The following is a 16125-nucleotide window of genomic DNA, read 5'->3' as shown; positions in this document are numbered from 1 at the left end:
CGGGCTCACATCGTGCAGGTCGTGCCCTCGGCGGGGACGTCCAGGTCGATCAGGTAGGCCGCAGCGACCTCGTCGACGCACGCGTTCTTCCCGAAGGCGACGATGGTGTGTCCCTGGCCTTCCACGGTCAGCAGAGCGCTCCCGAGCGAGTCCGCCAGCCTGATCCCCCCTTCGTGGGGGGTGGTGGGGTCGCCCGTGATGGACACGACGAGCGTGGCCGGGAGCCCGTCGATGTCCTGCCCGTACGGGATCCCCAGAGTGGGTTCCGCCGGCCAGTGCTCGCAGCCGTCGCGCGCTCCCGCGGTCACGTCGACCCCCGGGTCCATGAACGGCGCACGCTCGTACGTGGCGGTGCGCAGCTCGCCACCCTCTCGAGGGGTCAGCCGGTCCTCGTCCATGCAGTTGATGGCGTAGTTCGCCTCGCTCGTGTTCGGCCACTGCCCGGTCGCGCTGCGCGGGCTGAAGTCGTAGATGAGCTGCATCATCTCGTCGCCACGGCCCTGGGTGACCTCGGTGATGCCGGCGATGATCCGAGGCCACGCCGCCTGGTTGTAGAGACCCGCGATGACGGCGCCGATCGCGTCGTCGAAGCCCAGCTCGGTCTCCAACGCCGGTACGGGTCGGTCCCGCAGCGGTCGGACGATCTCCTGGAACCTGGCCGTCGCCTGCTGCGGGTCCGTGCCGAGCGGGCAGCTCTCCTGCGTCGCGCAGGACGCGGCCATCTCGTCGAACGCGCCCTGGAACCCGGCGTAGGCGTTCACGCGAGACTCGAACGTCCCCTCGCGGGAGTCTCGACCGCCGTCCAGGAGCATCGCCCGCACCCTCTCCGGGAACATCTCTGCGTACACGACACCCAGGCGGGTCCCGTAGCTCTGCCCGAAGTAGGTCAGCTCGTCCTGCCCGAGCGCGGCGCGCAGCACGTCCATGTCACGAGCGGTGTCGCGGGTCCCCATGTGGGTGAGCGCCTTCATCCCGCCCGACCTCTCGGCGCACTTCTCCATGATCGCCCGGGTGTCGTCCTCGGTGAACGCGACGGTCGTGCCCTGCGATCCCAGGGGCACGGTGCCGGCGTCGGCCTCCTCGTCGCTGTAGCAGTCCGCGGCGGGCCGCGTGGCGCCGACGCCACGCGGGTCGAACCCGACCACGTCGAAGGACTCGGTGATCGGGCTCTCCGCGAGCCCCGCGGCAGTGATGATCGCGCCTGTCACCCCTGAACCGCCCGGGCCTCCCGGGTTGATCACCATCGGCCCTCTCGACTCGCCTCGCGCCGGTACCCGTAGCACCGCGACGGAAGCCACGTCCCCCTCAGGATCGTCGTAGTCCAGCGGCACCGAGAGGCGGGCGCACTCGGCACCGGCAACCGTCGCCATCAGCTTCTCGTCGTCGTCGGTCCCCGCATGATCGGCACCGCACGCTGTCCACACCAGCTCCTGCTCGTAGTACCGCTCGAGCGCCGCGGTCCCGGACGTGGTGGGCGTGACGTCCGCCGGCGGGGAGCACGCCCCGAGCGGGACGGAGACGGCGAGCACCGCGAGGCCCGCGACGACGCGCGGCGCCCGTCCCCGGCCGCGAAGGCTCGTGCGTGGTCGGACGTCGTCCATGTCGGTTCCTTCCTCACGCCGTCAGATGCTCCGCCAGCACACACCGTGTTCAAGGAACAGGGTCAAGCACCGGCATCCGATCCACCCTCGACGCTCGGGCACAGGACGACCGAGCATCCGACGACGCGCTCGCGCCGGCCGGACCCTCAGCCCTGGTTCGGCGCGTCGAGGAAGGCTCGCATGAGCGGCCCGGCGGTCGCGGAACCGCCCTCCCCCGTCTCGACGAACACGGCCACGGCGAGGTCGCCCTGGGTCGCGATCATCCAGGCGTGCGACTGGTTGCCGTCGCCGTACTGCGCGGTCCCCGTCTTCGCCCCGACCTCCTCGGGCAGGTCGGCGAGCATGTCCGCCGAGCCGTCCGTGACGACGGCGCGCATGAGGCTGCGCAGCGTCGCGGCCTCGTCCTCGGTGAGGTCGCCCGAGGGCTGCTCGGCCGAGGCGGGCTGGACGTCGGGACGCACGAGGACGGGTGCCACGCGGTGACCTGCTGCGACGCTCGCCGCGACCGTCGCCATGCCGAGCGGCGACGCGAGGATGCGCCCCTGGCCGATCATCGACGCCGCGTGGTCGGTGCCCTCGGCCTCGGCCGGGACGTCGCCCCAGAACGCCGCCGCGCCGAGGTCCGCCTCGACGCCGAGACCGAGCGACGCCGCGGCGTCGTGCAGCCCCTGCTGCGTCACCGTGTCGCGCTGGCCGATCATCGCGGTGTTGCACGAGTTCGCGAACGCCGTGCGCAGCGGCACCTCGCCGAGCGCGTCGGTCGGGTAGCCGGGAACGTTCTGGAACGTGCGGCCGTCGACGGTGATCTCGGGCGGGCAGGACACGACCGAGTCGGGCGTCAGACCGGCGCGGAGCATGGCGAGCGTCGTCGCGACCTTGAACGTCGAGCCCGGCGCGTACTGGCCGGTCGTGGCCGTGGACAGCCCGTCGCCCGCGGTGCCGCTGGCCGCGGCGAGCACCTCGCCCGTGGACGGCTCGATCGCGACGATCGCGCTGGGCGAGGTCTGCCCCGCGAGGACCTGCTCGGCGGCGACCTGCATCTCGGGCCGGAGCGTGGTGCTGAGCGGCACGCCCGCGACCGGCTCGACCGCGAACGCCTCCGTCGACACCTCGTCCGGCGTGCTCCCGTCGGGGACGACCGTGATCGAGACCCCGGGCGTCCCGCGCAGCTGCTCGTCGTACTGGCGCTGCAGGCCGGACAGGCCGACCGTGTCCCCGGCGACGACCGCGCCGTCGGACTCCTCGACGATCTCGGCCGTCGCCTCGCCGACCCGGCCGAGGATCGGGCGGGCGAACTCGCGCGTCGGCGCGAGCGGCATCTCGTCGTCGATGACGGCGACGCCCTCGATGGCGCGCGCCGCGTCCACGTCGATGCCGGCCGTGTCCTCCGTGCGCACCGTGATCGCCTCGACGAACGCCTTCTCCCCGGCCCCCGCGACCCGCTGCGCGAACTCCTCCGGGTCGATCCCCACGACGCCCGCGAGCGCGCGCGCCGCGCCGTCCCACGCGCCCGCGGCGAGGCGTGTCTTGTCCACGCCGATGCGGTACACCGGGCGGTCCGCGACGATCGGGACGTCGTCGAGACCCAGGATCTGGGCGCGCTCCGCGCGCACGCGGTCGACGGCGAGCCGGTCGCCCTGCGCGAGGTCCGGCACGAGCACGTCGGGCTCCCACGCCGCCTCCCAGCGCCCGGGGCCGTCCTCGCCCTCGGCCGGCTCGGCGAACGTCAGGTCGACGTCGGTCGTGTACTCCCACGCGGCGTCGTCGGTGACGACCCAGCGGTAGGCGAGGGTCGCCGTCGCGCGCTCGTCGGCGTCGGAGCCCTCGTCGTCCACGACGACGCCGTCGACCTCGACCGTGTGCTCGAACGCGGCGACGGGCTCGAGGACGGCCTCGAGGTGCCCCTGCACGTTCTCCGCCCGGCCGTTGGAGAACGCCAGGCCGCTCACGTCGCCCTCGGCGATGCCCGCGGCCAGCGCCGCCGCCGCGTCCTCGGCGGTCGGCCGGTCCTCGGTGCACGCCGCGAGCGGGAGCGCGAGGGCCGGGACGAGCAGCACGGCGGCCACCCTCCGGCGGACCGACCTGGGACGAACGCGTGCGACCGTGCTCACCGGGGCTCCCCTGCTGCGACCTGACGGGACGCGAGGGACGCTACCGCACGGCACCCGCGCGAGGGACATCCCGGTCAGACCGACCCGGATCGTCCGCGGCCTCTCCACAGCGTGTCCCGGCGGGGCGTGCACCGTCGCCGTCCGGCCGCAGCCCTCCGACGGCGCGTCGACCGTCGGCGTCAGTCCTCGCCCTCGGCGGGTGTCACCGGGCTGATCGCGTACCAGAGCCGGATCGACTCGTCGCCGCCCGGGCCGGGCTCGTGGCTGATCTGGACCGACGTCACCACGTCGCCGTTGGAACCGTTGATGCCCGTGCGCGCCCGGACCCCGCCCGACCGCGACTCCACGAGCGAGGCCGGGAGCTCGTCGAGCCAGCGGTCGACCTGCGCGCGCGGGAACCCCAGCACGTCGGCGTCGGCCAGGAGCTGGTCGTGCACGGCCTCGCCGCCGGACAGCGAGCGGAACACGTTGATCGAGCTCACGTACCCGCGCCGCGGCTGGATCGTCAGCTCCTCGGCCGTCGTCGACCACGTCCCGTCGGGGAGGGTCAGCTCGACCTCGGCGCCGCCGCCGGGGACGTCGACGATCGCCATCTGCTCCCCCAGCCCCACCGACTCGGCGGTGATCGGGCTGCTCACGTCCCAGCGCATCGGTGCGCCCTCCTCGATGTCGTCGATCGTCGTGCCGCTCTCCGTACCGGTGCTGCCCGCGCTGCCCGACGACGTCGACCCGCCCTCGTCGTCCGGGTCGCCGAAGGTCACGGTGCAGGCGCCGACCCCCAGCCCGAGCACCAGGGCGAGGGCGGCCGCGGCGGCCGCGCGGGCGGCTGTCACTGGTCCACGTCCACGTCCCACTCGGTCAGTCTGTCAAGGATCCGACCGATCCGTCCCGGATCCGTGAGCCGGTAGTCGTCGATGCGCTGCGACACGTCCGTCCCGACGATCTGCGCGGCCTGGTCCGGGTGCTGCGTGATGAGCTCCTGGTAGGCGGGCAGCGTGTCGTTGGCGATGTAGTCCCAGCGCGTGGCCTGGTCCGCGATGTTGCCGCCGGGCAGGGGCGTCTCGACCGAGATGCTCCCCTGCACGGGGTTGTCGAGCGAGATGCCGGTGAACGGGATGCCGATGTTCTCGGGACCGGGGGTCTCGACGTTCACGGTGAACGGGTCGTGCTGCGCGTACGTGCCCGCCCCCGGGATCGACGGCTCCCCGACGAGCGTCATGAGGTACGTGAACGCCTCGCCCGTGCCGGGGTGGTCGCGCATCGTCTGCCAGTCGTCCGCGATGATCTGGTTCTGCTCGCGCCACAGCAGGGCCGTGTTGCCGTCCGCGAGCGCCTGCGCGTCCCCGCCGCGACCGGCCTCGATGTCCTCCCACGCCTGGTACGCGGCGTCGTCGATGACGCCGGCCTCGAGCAGGCGCTCCATCTCGGGCAGCCCGCCGTTCAGGTAGGCCTCGTGCATGACGGCCTGGTCGACGAAGATCTCGCGCTGCATCGACAGGAACTGGTTCTCGTAGAAGGCGAGCTCGGCGTCCGTCATGCCGGCGACCGCCGCGAGCGCCGCGGGGGTGACGCCGGGTGGCAGGTGCTGCGCGCCGTCCTGCACGCCCTGCGCGAGCTCGCGCATCATGTCGAGGTCGAAGAACCCGGCGGCGAACGACGGCCCGATCATCGCCGCCATGCCCGCCCACTGCATCCACGGCTGGTCGAGGTACAGCTCGGCGTAGTAGCTGTAGACGGCCTCGATGATCTCCCGGTTGGCGCCCGCACCCGCGGCCGGGTCCCAGTCCGCGAAGTCGAAGCCGGCCTCGGCGGCGGCGGTGCGCGTCCAGTGCGCGACGGCGAGGTCGGCGAACCCGGCCGAGTCCGGGTCGACACCCTGGGAGACCATGCGCCCGTACAGGGCCGCGACCTGGGCGTCCGTCGCCGCGGCGAGCCAGTCGGCGCGCTCGGCCGCGTCCATCGCGAGGTACTCGGCAGGGCTCGGGGTCGGGACCGTCCCGGGCGCCCCGGGTGCGCCCGGCCCGCCCGGCGGCGTCGGTCCGCCGGGACCGCCGGGCGCTCCACCGTCCGCGGCGCTCGCGGACTCCTGCTGGTCGGCGTCGCGACGCAGCGTCTCGGCCGTCCGGTCGAGGAGAGCGGCGGCGGCGACCACCGCCGGGGCGAGCGCCGAGGACCAGTCCGTGCGGAAGGTCGAGGCGTCCGGACCGTCCCACCGCGTCGAGGACTCGACCAGCGACGCCACCTGGGCGCGGGCGCCGCGCAGCGTGTCGGCCCCGGAGAGCATGACGTCCGCGAGCGCGCGCAGGGCCGCGACATCGGCGCCCCACGATCCACTCACGACATGCTCCTCGAGGTCGTGCGCGGCGCGGGCGCGCCGACGAGGACGGCGGCCCGGGACGCCCGTGAGCACGGGCGGTCGACGGTGAGGCTACGCCGTCGCAGGGTCCGCGGCGATGGGGAGGTCTGCCCATGCGCACGGCGTGCGAGCGCAGCCCCTCGGAGCACGACCGGTCAGCGCGCCAGGGACGCGCCGATCCGCACGACGGCCTCGGTGAGCACGTCGACGTTCGTCGCGAGGTTGAGCCGCACGTGGCCCTCGCCGCCCGGCCCGAAGCGCCGGCCGTCCTCGAGCGCGACGCGCGCCCGGTCGAGGAACCAGGCGCGCGGGTCCGCTGCGGGCGACCGGGCGCCGTCGGGCACGGTGCTGCCACCCGCCGGGCCGGCCAGGTCCCGGCAGTCCAGCCACGCGAGGTAGGTCGCCTCGCCCGGCCGGTACCGCACGCCCGGGAGGTGCTCGGCGAGCAGGTCGGCGAGCAGCCACGCGTTGCGCTCGACGCCGGCGAGGACGGCGTCGAGCCAGGCGTCGCCGTGGTCGAGCGCCGCGACGTGCGCGAGGACCGCGACGTGGTGCACGCCGTGGCTCGCCTCCTCGGGGATGCGTCGCAGGTCGGCGACCGCGCCCGGGCCGCCGACCGCCGCGGCCGCCTTGATGCCCGGCAGGTTGAACGCCTTGGACGCGGACACGACCGCCACCGCGTCGTCGGACCCGGGGACGGTGAGCAGCGGCGTGTGCGTGGTGGCGGGGTGCCCCGCGAGGCCGGGCCGGGTGATCGGCGCGTGGATCTCGTCCGCGACGACGCGCACCCCGTACCGCGCGGCGAGCGCGAGGCCCGCGGCGAGCTCGTCCGGTGCGTGCGCCGTGCCGGTCGGGTTGTGGGGGTTGCACACGAGCCAGACGGCGCGGCGCCCGGACCTCGGCCCGCCGCCGTGGTCCGCGACGCCGGTCGCCTCCGCGAACGCGCGCTCGAGCGCGTCGAGGTCGAGGCGCAGGTCCGCGCCGAGCGGCGCGGTGACGACGCGACGCCCCTCGTTCCGCACGAAGCCGAAGAAGGGCGGGTAGACCGGCGGGTTCACGACGACGGCGTCGCCCGGCCCGGTGAGGACGCGCAGCACCTCGACGATCGCGACCATGACGTCGGGCAGCGTGCGGGTCGTCGACGGGTCGAACGACCAGCCCCACCGCCGCTCCGCGAACCGTGCGTACGCCTCCCCGTACACCGTGCCGTGGTCGTAGCCCGTGTCGCCGGCGCGCATCGCCGCCGTCACGGCGTCCACGACGGGCTCGCACGGCGCGACGTCCATCTCCGCGACGAACAGCGGCAGGACGTCCGGGTCGAACGCTCGCCACTTCACCGACGTCCGACGGCGCAGCTCGTCGAGGGTGGGCACGTCCAGCGGGGTGCGGAGCGAGGTTCCGGTCATGCGTCCCAGGCTAGGAGGCCCCTCGTCAGATCGGCATCCTCGCCCGAGATCGGCACCTCGACCTCGAGATCGGTCGTTTCACGAGCCGATCTCACGCCGAGCTGCCGATCTCACGGGGCTGCCGAGCTCACGGGGCTGCCGAGCTCGATGGCGGTCCGGCTCCGAGGGGTGCTGCCGTCGGCTCCTCGGCCGCGGCGTTGGCCGGGCTCGTCGCGAGCACGACGCACCCGGCGACGGCGAGCACCGTCGCGACGGCGGCCGGCACCACCCAGCCGTCGCGGACGATGTCGCCCAGCACGAGCAGCCCCACGGCCCCGGGGAGGAGGACCTCCACGACGGAGACCGTCGCCGCGACGGAGCCGACGTTGCCCTTCTCGAGCGCCCGCAGGTAGCCCAGGACGCCTGCCGCGCCCGCGGCGACGATGGCGATCGCGAGCGGCTGCAGGGCGGTGTCGAGGAGGTCGCCCGACGCGTGCGCGCCCCGAGCGGCGATCGCCGCGACGGAGTAGCCGAGCCCGCCGAGCAGGGCGAGCAGGATCGGATGACCGCTGCGGTAGGCGAGCGCGACCCCGGCGACGAGGGCGAGGGACGCCACGATCGCCCAGGTGGTGAAGCCGGCCGGCGGCTCCGCGGCCGGCTGCTCCCCCGCCGAGAGCGCCAGCACGACGAGCGCGACGACGACCGCTCCGATCGAGACGAGGTCCGTGCGCCGCAGCGTCGCGTGCAGCACCACGCGGGCCAGGACCACGACGCCCACCAGCGACGACGCGATGATCGCCTGGACGACGAAGAGCGGCAGGTGGTCCAGCGCCAGGAGGGACAGGAGGAACGCGGCGCCGTCGAGCGCGAGACCGCCGAGGACGAGCGGGTGCCGCACCGCGGCGAGCCCGTGCGCCCGCCGCGTCGCGACGGCCTGCATGATCGTGCTCACCGCGTAGGCGAGCGCGGCACCGACCGCCGCGGCGACGGACCAGATCACGGTGCCGTCCCGACGCCGCGCAGGAACCGCCCGACGACCGGGATCTCCGTGACGCCCTCCGCGCCCGCGAGCACGAGCGCCTGCGCGGCCGTGTACTCCGCCGAGTCCAGCACCACGTACCGCGGCGTCCACCCCGGGTCGAACTTCTCGTTGAACGCGCCCAACGTCGCCATCTGGGTCCCCTTCGACAGGCGTCGCAGGACCGGCCGTGCGAGCTGGTCGACGCGGCCGTCGCGCTCGCCCTCGAGCACCTCGCGCATGACCGCGAAGTTCAGCCCGAGCCCGCGCATCCCGCGCGCCGCGACCTCGGCGATCGTCGCGACGATCGTGGCGTCGATCAGGCCGTTCGGGACGTCCTCCGCATCGGTGCGGCGGCGCATGACGTCGAGCGACCAGCCGTCGATCGCCGCCGCCGGGACCCACTGGCAGAACGCGTCGACGCGTCCGTCGGCGTTCCGGGTCACCGAGAGCACGAGCCCCGCGTCGTCGGGGTCGAACAGGCGCGAGAGCGTCATGGAGAACCCGCGCTCGTCCTCGCCCTGGCGCGACTCGTCGCTCATCGCGAGGATCTGCTCGCGCAGCACCGGGTCGAGGGTCGTGGGGTCGTGGAACGTGGTCGTGTACCCGCCGCGCGCGACGCGGTTGACCGCCTGCCGCAGCGACTTGTGGTCGTGGCCCGCGAGCGTGAACGTCGTGCAGTCGACCGTCGCCTCGTCACCGAGGTAGACGTGGCGCAGGCCGCTGCGCTCGTAGACCGGCAACCAGTCCTCAGCCGCCGCGACGACCGCGATCGACCAGCCCGACGCCGCCGCGTGGTCGAGGAGCTCGGCCCACGTCTCTTCTCGCTCGGAGACCGGTCCGATCGGGTCCGGGGACACCAGGCAGACGCCGCCGCGCACCGAGTGCGCGACGACGCTGCGCCCGACGAAGAACCAGTCCTTGTCGTCGCGCAGCGCGAAGTAGTCGAGCGTCCCGCCCCCGTACCGCTGGACGACGGCGCGCGCCCGCTCGCGCTCCTCGCGGTGCTCCGCGGGCGCGAGCCGGCGTGCCTCGCGCGGCGAGCCGAGCCACCAGAGCACGAGCACGAGCACGACGAGGTCGACGACGGTCGACACCACGGCCACCGTCGTGACGAGGCTGCTGCTGAGCGCTTCCTCGGGGTCGTCCGCGCGCAGGACCACGACGGCGAGCGCCGCGATCGCGAGGACCCACGCACCCACGAGGAGCACGAGCAGCAGTGCGGCCCGGCGGACCGCGCGGCGGGTCGGGAGCACGGGGAACGAGCGCCACCGCGTCGCGAGCCACACCGCCGCGGCGAGGACCACGACGGACGGGATCACGTCGACCCCGCGCGCCGTGTGCGTCCCCGCCGTGAGCCCGAGCACCACGACCGTGACGAGCCAGGCGAGACGGTGCCCGCGCCGCAGCCCGCGCGCCATGAGCAGCAGCACGACGGAGTCGACGAGGAGCGTCGTCGACGCGGTACCGGGCAGCAGGCCCGGCACGACGTCGCGGTAGAGGGCCAGGTGCGTCCACAGGCCGCGGACCAGCACGGCGAGGACGCCGAGGATCCCCAGGGCGAGGACGACGCGCGACGCGACGACCCGCACCCGCACACGACGTCGCTGCTCGTCGAGCGGTGAGCTGACGACGGGAGAAGCGGCCGGGGCCGGGGCGGGTTCCACGCACCGATCATCCGGGACCGTGTCCCGCAGCGCACGGCGTCCGGAGCTTTCCACCCGTCGGCGCACGGTGCTCGCCGGGAGGGAGGCCCCGCCCGTCAGCTCGCGGCGTCGTCCTCGGTGTCCGCCGGCGCGGCCCGGCGGCGGGCATGGGCCGGTCGTTCGTCGTCGTGCACCCAGCGCCACACGCGGGTCGAGACGAACCAGACCACGGCGAGCGCGACCACGGCGATGACGATCTTCTGGAAGACGCCGGCGTACTGCTCGACGACGTGCCAGTTCTCGCCGAGCGTGTAGCCCGCGACGACGAAGAGGGTGTTCCAGATCGCGCTGCCCGCGGTCGACAGGGCCGTGAACTTCCACAGGGGCATGCGCTCGACGCCCGCCGGGATGGAGATGAGGCTGCGGAAGATGGGGATGAAGCGGCCGAAGAACACCGTCGCGCCGCCGTGCCGCAGGAAGAACTGCTCGGTGCGGTCGACGTCCTCGACCTTGACGAGGGGCAGGCGCTCCGCGATCCACCGGGTTCGCTCGCGCCCGACGAGCGCACCGACGGCGTAGAGGGCGAGCGCCCCGACGACGGACCCGGCCGTCGTCCACAGGATCGCCTCGACCAGCCCGAAGCTCCCCTGGCTCGCGGTGAAGCCCGCGAGCGGCAGGATGATCTCGCTCGGCAGCGGCGGGAAGAGGTTCTCCAGCGCGATGGCGATCGCCGCGCCGGCCGGCCCGAGCGTCTCCATGAGGTTCACGGCCCACCCGGCGACACCGTCGAGAGCGGGCTCCTGGGCCGCGGTCGCGGCGCTCGGCAGGGCGGCCGGCAAGGCGGCGAGGAGTCCGGGGCGCATGGTCTCCCAGCCTAGGCGAGCCGCCCGAGGACACGGCACCGATGAGTTCGAGAGCCTGTGGAGGTCTCGTGGGCAGGTGGCGAGCCCGACGAGCGAGGAGAGGACCGACATGCGCATCACGACGACGGTGGAGGCGGGCGGCGGCACGACGACGGGGCTGCCGATCCCGGAGGACGTGGCCCTGTCGTTCGGGCAGGGGCGGAGGTTCCCCGTGCGCGTCACGATCGGCGGGCACACCTACCGGAGCTCGCTGACGTTCTACCGCGGCCAGTTCGTCATCTCGCTCAGCGCGGCGAGCCGCGAGGCCGCAGGCGTGAGCGCGGGGGACGAGGTGGAGATCGACGTCGAGGTCGACGACGCCCCGCGCACGGTGGACGTACCGGGCGACCTCGCGACCGCGCTCAGGTCCGCCGGGGCGCGCGGTGCGTTCGACGCCCTGTCGTACTCGAGGCAGCGAGCGCTCGTCGAGCCCCTCGACGCGGCGAAGACCCCGGAGACCCGGCAGCGGCGCATCGAGAAGGCGGTCGGGTCGCTCGCCTGATCTCCCGGCCCGCTCAGCCCCGGACGAGCGCGTCGATGAACCGGACGGGCTCCCAGGCCCCGCCCTCGAGGTTGGAGACGACGGCGACCGTCACCCCCGGGCCTCCGGCGGGCGGAAGGTCCCCCGACCCGGTCGGTGCCGGGTCCGGGTAGTGGCGCAGCATCGCGCTCGACCCGGTGTTGATGCCCTCCTTGTACGCCGAGCGCACGCTCCCGTCGGCGAGGAGCTCGAACTCGAGGCCGAACCCGTAGTGCACCTCGGCGGCGCGGTCCCCGGGCGGGAGGTCCGGGCCGGTCTTCTCGTCGGTCTCCTCGGTGTCTCCGTCGTCGTGCTTCACCTGCGGCGTGAGGAAGGCGCGCGTGAGGTCGGGCGGCAGGAGCTCGCCCCCGCGGACGGCCGCGAGGAACCGGGTGAGGTCGCGCGCCGTGACGTGCGCGCCGCCGTCGGGCGAGCCCACGGGCGGGTAGGAGTAGATGTTCTGCCGCCACCCGGTGACGCGCTCGTCGTCGTCGTGCACCGGCTCCCAGCCCTCCGCGACGTCGGGCACGGCCTCGTCCATGCGGAAGAAGCCCGAGTCGGCCATGCCGGCACGCGCGAACACGTGCTCGCGGACGTGGTCGCGGTACGACGACCCCGTGACGTTCTCGAGGGCGAGGCCCGCGAGGACGAAGCCGACGTTGCAGTAGCGGCAGCCCTCGCCGGGCGGGAAGTTCGGCTCCTTGTGGACGAACCCGGGGAGGAAGTCCGCCGTGCGCGTGACGGAGTAGCTCGGGCGGTCGACCCACAGCGCCTCGTACGACTCGCCGGCCTCCTCGTCGGCGTCGTCCGCGATGCCCGACGAGTGGGTGAGCAGGTGCCGGATCGTCACCTCGCGCGGGATCGCCGTGCCGGCGAGGTCGACGTGGTCGTGGACCCGGTCGTCGAGACCGAGGCGGCCCTCGCCGACGAGCTGGAGCACCGCGACGGCGGTGAAGAGCTTCGTCACCGACGCGACGTCGAAGCGCGTCGTCGTGCGGACCGGGACGCCCCAGCGCCGCGACGCGACCCCGTACGCGCGCTCGAAGACCTCCTCGCCGTCGCGCTCGATCCGCACCACGCCGGAGAACTCGTCCTTCTCCGCCGCGGCGAGCAGGTGGTCGTCCAGCGCGGCAAGGCGCTCGGAGGGGAGGCTGGCGACATCGGTGACCATGTCTCGACAGTAGGCCCGCCGGTGTTCTCGACGCCCGGCTATTTCTCTGGACCCGGCACCGCGGGAAGGCTCCCGCGCCGGCGCGGGTACGTCGACCAGATGACGTGTGCGCTGTCGAGCAGGCCATGCGTGAGACGTCGACCACTGCTGGCGACGACGCGACGATGAGTCGGGAGCACGGCACCGGTCCACCACTCGTGGCGCCACCTCACGGCGCGCCGTCCCCGAACCGCACCACGAGAGGACACGACCATGACCGTGCAGCTCAGCCCCTACCTGACCTTCGACGGGAACGCCCGCGAGGCGGTCGACTTCTACGCATCGGTGTTCGGCGTGACGCCCGAGGTCAGCACCTTCGACTCGGTGGGACCCGTCGACGACCCCGAGCAGGCGAAGAAGGTCATGCACTCCCAGCTCGTCATGGAGGGCGTCGGCACCCTCATGGCGTCCGACACCGCGCCCGGGATGCCGCCGGCGGTCAGCTCGTCGGTCGCGCTCTTCGGCGAGCAGGCGGACAGCGAGCGCCTCCACGCGTGGTTCACCGCGCTGTCCGACGGCGCGCGCGACGTCATGGCGATCGAGACCGCCCCGTGGGGCGACGAGTTCGGCATGCTCACGGACCGGTTCGGCACGGTGTGGATGGTCAACGTCACGGGTGCGGCCGCGGGCGCGGGTGCTCCCGCCTGACCGGTTCGTCCCGTACGGTCACGTCATGCCCGCAGACCTCTCGACCGTCTCGTCGACGCCCGCCCCCGCACGCCGTCCCGCGCTCGGGCTGATGCTCCCCCGCACGCTGCCCGCCGACCGCATCGTGCCGTTCGCCCGGCGCGCGGAGGAGGTCGGGCTCGACGAGGTGTGGGTCGTCGAGGACCTCACCTTCCTGGGCGGGATCGCGCAGGCCGCGACGATCCTCGCGACGACGGAGCGGATCGGCGTCGGGATCGGCATCCTCCCGGCGGCGACGCGCGCGCCGTCGACCGCCGCGATGGAGGCCGCGACGCTCGCCTCGCTGCACCCGGGCCGCCTCCAGCTCGGGCTCGGTCATGGCATGCCGTCGTGGATGCGGCAGATCGGGGTGTGGCCCGCGAGCCCGCTCGCGATGCTCGAGGAGACGACGACGGCGGTGCGTGCGCTGCTGCACGGCGAGACCGTGTCGACCTCCGGGCGCTACGTGCAGGTGGACGACGTCGCGCTGCACGCCCCGCCCGCCGTGGCTCCCCCGGTGCTCCTCGGCGTGCGGGGTCCGCGCTCGCTCGAGGTGTCGGGCCGGGCGGCGGACGGCACGATCCTCGACATGCCGGTCACGCCCGAGTACCTCGCGGGGGTCCGCGCGGCGATCGACGCCGGGCGTGCGGCGGCCGGGGACGCCGTGCCGCCGGAGCACCGGATCGTCGCGTTCGCGCACGGCGTGGTGCACGACGACGCGGCGCTGGCCCGGTCGCTGGCGCGCCCGGGTCTCGCGGTCCTCGCGCTGCCCGACTGGGCCGTCCACGTCGACCCGCTGCCGTTCGCGGACGAGCTGCGCGCGCTGGCCCGCGAGAGCGCGTCGCCCGAGGCGTTCGCCGCGGCGGCACCCGACGCGTGGGTCGACGCGCTCACCGTGACCGGGACGCCGTCGGACGTGCGCGACCGCCTCGCGCTGCTCGGCGAGCACGGTGTGTCGAGCGTCGTCATGGCGCCCGTGAGCCCCGACCCGCAGCGGCCGGACGACCCGTTCGCGGCGCTCGACGCGCTGGAGGCGGTCACCGCAGGGCGTTGAGCGCTCCGCTCAGCAGTAGCGCCGCTCAGTACCGCCAGGCCCGCATGTCCTGCTGGTAGGTGCGCTGGACGACCGGTGAGAGCAGCGTCGACGGCGGCAGGTCGCGCCGGGGGTTGTCGGCGGGCAGGCGCGTCGTCGCGGCGAGCGACGCGGCGTCGTGGAAGCGCAGCCCGTCGGGCAGCGGCGTGCGGGCGAAGAGCCCAGCGGCGTCGTCGGGCACCTGGCTGCGCACCTGGCCGGGCACCGAGAGGACGAAGCCCCACTCGCCGAACGACGGGACGTTGACGCCCAGCGGCACGACGGTGCGGTCGGGTGCGGCCGCCTCGGCCGTCGCCACCACCTGCCAGAATGCGCGCGGCGTGAAGTACGTGGACGTCGCCTGCGTCGCGAAGGCGCCGCCCGGGCGCAGGTGCGCGGCGACCATCGCGTAGAACTCCTGCGAGTAGAGCTTCGCGACGCGCTCGCCCGACGGGTCGACGAGGTCGACGAGCACCACGTCGAACGACGCGTCCGCCTCGTCGAGCCAGCGGAACGCATCGGCGTTGACGACGGTGACGCGCTCGTCGTCGAGCGCGTGCTCGTTGAGGTCCGCGAGGAGGCGGTTCTCCCGCGCGAGGTCGGTCACCGCGGGGTCGAGGTCGACGAGCGTGACGTCCCGCACGGACCCGTACCGCAGCACCTCGCGCGCGAGCAGGCCGTCGCCGCCGCCGAGGATCGCGACCGAGACCGGCGCCGCGACCGACGTCATCGCCGCGTGCGCGAGGGTCTCGTGGTACCGGGCCTCGTCGACGGACGAGAACTGGAGCTGGTCGTTCAGGTACAACCGCACGTCGCCCCGGTAGTCGGTGACGACGAGCCGCTGGTACGGGCTCGACTCCTGCACGACGACGGGGTCGGTGTACATCCGGGCGCTGATCGACGTCTCGAGCCACGTCGACGCGGCGAACCCCCCGAGCAGCGCGGCGAGCGTCACCCACGTCAGCGCCGTCCAGCGCGGCGGGTGGCCCAGACGCGCGAGCATGAACAGCGCGACGGCCACGTTGAGCACCGCGACGGCGAACGCGGTGCGCACGAGGCCGAGGTACGGCAGGAGGAGGAACGGGAACAGCAGCGACGCGGCGAGCGCGCCGAAGTAGTCGAGCGCGAGCACCTTCGACAGCAGCGACACCGACTCGTCGCGCCCGTGCTCCTTGAGCAGCGCGACGAGCAGCGGGATCTCGACCCCGATCGCCGTCCCGATCGCGAGGGACAGCAGCACGAACACCGGCCAGTACAGCTCGGTCTGCGCGTACGCCCAGAACAGCACGAGCACCGACGTGCCGCCGAGCAGGCTGAGCACGAGCTCGTTGCGGACGAAGTTCAGCCCCGCCTCGCGCTGCAGCCGCGGCGCGAGCAGCGAGCCGAGACCCATGCCGAAGAGCGTCAGGCCCGTCGCGACCGAGAACGCGACGACGGAGTCCCCGAACAGGTACGACGCCGCCGTGCCGAGGATCAGCTCGTAGACGATGCCGCCGACGGCGACGAGCAGGGCCGCCGCGAACACCGTCGGACGGTCCATGCGGCGCGTGCGCCCGGTGCGCGGGAGGTCCGCGGAGCCGCCGTCGTCCGCCGGGGCAGGGTCGAGGACGGCCGCCGGTGCGTGCTGGTCGACCATGC

General features: G+C 74.0%; 13 protein-coding genes. 3 read left to right on the top strand and 10 right to left on the bottom strand.

What is annotated here, in order from left to right; translation table 11 throughout:
* Positions 1 to 5: 5 nt before the first annotated feature.
* The 8 genes from NFS20_RS11865 to NFS20_RS11830 all read right to left on the bottom strand — a co-directional run bounded on the left by NFS20_RS11865 (position 6) and on the right by NFS20_RS11830 (position 10980).
* Complete coding sequence (locus NFS20_RS11865; RefSeq protein ID WP_251151998.1) at positions 6 to 1601, bottom strand: alpha/beta hydrolase; 1596 nt, start codon at positions 1599 to 1601, stop codon at positions 6 to 8.
* Between the two features lie 146 nt (positions 1602 to 1747).
* A complete protein-coding gene (locus NFS20_RS11860; RefSeq protein WP_251151997.1) occupies positions 1748 to 3658 on the bottom strand; it encodes a penicillin-binding transpeptidase domain-containing protein in 1911 nt (636 codons plus the stop codon).
* A gap of 233 nt (positions 3659 to 3891) precedes the next feature.
* Positions 3892 to 4545, bottom strand: a complete 654-nt coding sequence (locus tag NFS20_RS11855; protein ID WP_251151996.1) for a hypothetical protein — start codon at positions 4543 to 4545, stop codon at positions 3892 to 3894.
* On the bottom strand, positions 4542 to 6050 hold the full coding sequence (locus tag NFS20_RS11850) for a WXG100 family type VII secretion target (protein ID WP_251151995.1): 1509 nt from the start codon (positions 6048 to 6050) through the stop codon (positions 4542 to 4544). Before NFS20_RS11850 ends, NFS20_RS11855 begins: the two co-directional genes overlap by 4 nt.
* Before the next feature lie 173 nt (positions 6051 to 6223).
* Positions 6224 to 7474, bottom strand: a complete 1251-nt coding sequence (locus NFS20_RS11845; RefSeq protein ID WP_251151994.1) for a MalY/PatB family protein — start codon at positions 7472 to 7474, stop codon at positions 6224 to 6226.
* Between the two features lie 127 nt (positions 7475 to 7601).
* Positions 7602 to 8453, bottom strand: coding sequence for a hypothetical protein (locus NFS20_RS11840; RefSeq protein ID WP_251151993.1), 852 nt, complete (start codon positions 8451 to 8453; stop codon positions 7602 to 7604).
* The gene (locus tag NFS20_RS11835; RefSeq protein WP_251151992.1) at positions 8450 to 10138 is read right to left on the bottom strand and encodes a bifunctional lysylphosphatidylglycerol flippase/synthetase MprF; all 1689 of its coding nucleotides are present in this window, start codon (positions 10136 to 10138) and stop codon (positions 8450 to 8452) included. Before NFS20_RS11835 ends, NFS20_RS11840 begins: the two co-directional genes overlap by 4 nt.
* A gap of 95 nt (positions 10139 to 10233) precedes the next feature.
* Positions 10234 to 10980: a DedA family protein gene (locus tag NFS20_RS11830; protein WP_251151991.1), complete on the bottom strand. Its 747-nt coding sequence runs from the start codon at positions 10978 to 10980 to the stop codon at positions 10234 to 10236.
* A gap of 109 nt (positions 10981 to 11089) precedes the next feature.
* Here NFS20_RS11830 and NFS20_RS11825 point away from each other — a divergent pair, with 109 nt between their 5' ends.
* A complete protein-coding gene (locus NFS20_RS11825) occupies positions 11090 to 11521 on the top strand; it encodes a YdeI/OmpD-associated family protein (RefSeq protein ID WP_251151990.1) in 432 nt (143 codons plus the stop codon).
* A 13-nt stretch (positions 11522 to 11534) separates the two neighbouring features.
* Here the strand turns inward: NFS20_RS11825 and NFS20_RS11820 are convergent, their stop codons facing one another.
* Positions 11535 to 12710, bottom strand: a complete 1176-nt coding sequence (locus NFS20_RS11820) for a serine hydrolase domain-containing protein (protein ID WP_251151989.1) — start codon at positions 12708 to 12710, stop codon at positions 11535 to 11537.
* A gap of 252 nt (positions 12711 to 12962) precedes the next feature.
* Between NFS20_RS11820 and NFS20_RS11815 the strand changes: the two genes are divergently transcribed.
* Positions 12963 to 13397 carry a VOC family protein gene (locus tag NFS20_RS11815; protein WP_251151988.1) on the top strand — a complete coding sequence of 145 codons (435 nt, stop codon included), beginning with the start codon at positions 12963 to 12965 and terminating at the stop codon, positions 13395 to 13397.
* A gap of 25 nt (positions 13398 to 13422) precedes the next feature.
* Positions 13423 to 14469: an LLM class flavin-dependent oxidoreductase gene (locus tag NFS20_RS11810; protein WP_251151987.1), complete on the top strand. Its 1047-nt coding sequence runs from the start codon at positions 13423 to 13425 to the stop codon at positions 14467 to 14469.
* 25 nt (positions 14470 to 14494) lie between these two features.
* On the opposite strand, the gene NFS20_RS11805 is transcribed toward NFS20_RS11810, so the two are convergent.
* The gene (locus tag NFS20_RS11805) at positions 14495 to 16123 is read right to left on the bottom strand and encodes a polyamine aminopropyltransferase (protein WP_251151986.1); all 1629 of its coding nucleotides are present in this window, start codon (positions 16121 to 16123) and stop codon (positions 14495 to 14497) included.
* Between the last annotated feature and the right edge of the window lie 2 nt (positions 16124 to 16125).

The organism is Cellulosimicrobium sp. Marseille-Q4280, from assembly GCF_943181405.1.
Classification (GTDB): Bacteria; Actinomycetota; Actinomycetes; order Actinomycetales; family Cellulomonadaceae; genus Cellulosimicrobium.
The sequence above is the reverse complement of the archived record's forward strand: the minus strand, read 5'-3'. Positions and strand labels throughout refer to the sequence as shown.